Genomic DNA, 819 nt, shown 5'->3' with positions numbered 1-819 from the left:
GTATCTGAGCCATATAAACTTGCTAACCGGGCTTTTCATCCTGATGATACGATCGTTGATGTTGCTGGTGTTAAAGTTGGGGGTGACAACCTTGCTTTGATTGCTGGTCCATGTTCTGTTGAAAGTGAAGAACAAGTAATCGAGATTGCTAAAGCTGCCAAAGCTGCCGGTGCTAATATTTTAAGAGGAGGCGCTTTCAAACCAAGAACTTCACCGTATGCATTCCAGGGAATGGGGTCTTCTGGTCTGGATATTCTTGTTGCAGCTAAAGAAGCAACTGGATTGCCAATCTGTTCGGAACTGATGGATGCCCAGTATTTAGAAGAATTCAATGAGAAAGTAGATCTAATTCAGATTGGGGCAAGAAATATGCAAAACTTCGACCTGTTAAAGAAAGTGGGAGCAGGAACAAAGAAACCAATCTTATTAAAGAGAGGATTAAGTGCGACATTTGAAGAATGGATCATGTCAGCGGAATATATCATGGCAAACGGGAATCCGAATGTAATTTTATGTGAACGAGGGGTAAGAACATTTGAGACATATACAAGAAACACGTTGGATTTACAGGCTATACCGGTAGTAAAGAAATTAACACATTTACCAATCATAATTGATCCAAGCCATGCAGGAGGGAAATGGTGGTTAGTGGAACCAATGGCAAAAGCAGCAGTAGCAGCAGGAGCAGATGGGTTAATGATCGAAGTGCACAACAATCCGGAGAAGGCACTGTGTGATGGACCACAGTCATTAAGACCGGAAAGATATGAAGAATTATTAAAACAAATTTCTAAAATAGCTGAAGTTGTTGGAAAGAAA

Annotated in this window: 1 protein-coding gene; it reads left to right on the top strand. The window is 40.8% G+C overall.

Features of this window, described 5'->3' with window-relative positions; all coding sequences use genetic code 11:
- Positions 1-819: 3-deoxy-7-phosphoheptulonate synthase (gene aroF, locus KSU54_RS18520; protein ID WP_009010157.1), on the top strand; the 819-nt coding region annotated here is incomplete at both ends.

This window comes from Erysipelatoclostridium sp. MSK.23.31, from assembly GCF_019125875.1.
Taxonomy (GTDB): Bacteria; Bacillota_I; Bacilli_A; order Erysipelotrichales; family Coprobacillaceae; genus Thomasclavelia; species Thomasclavelia ramosa.
Note: the sequence above shows the minus strand (reverse complement) of the source record. Positions and strands in the feature narration are given on the sequence as shown.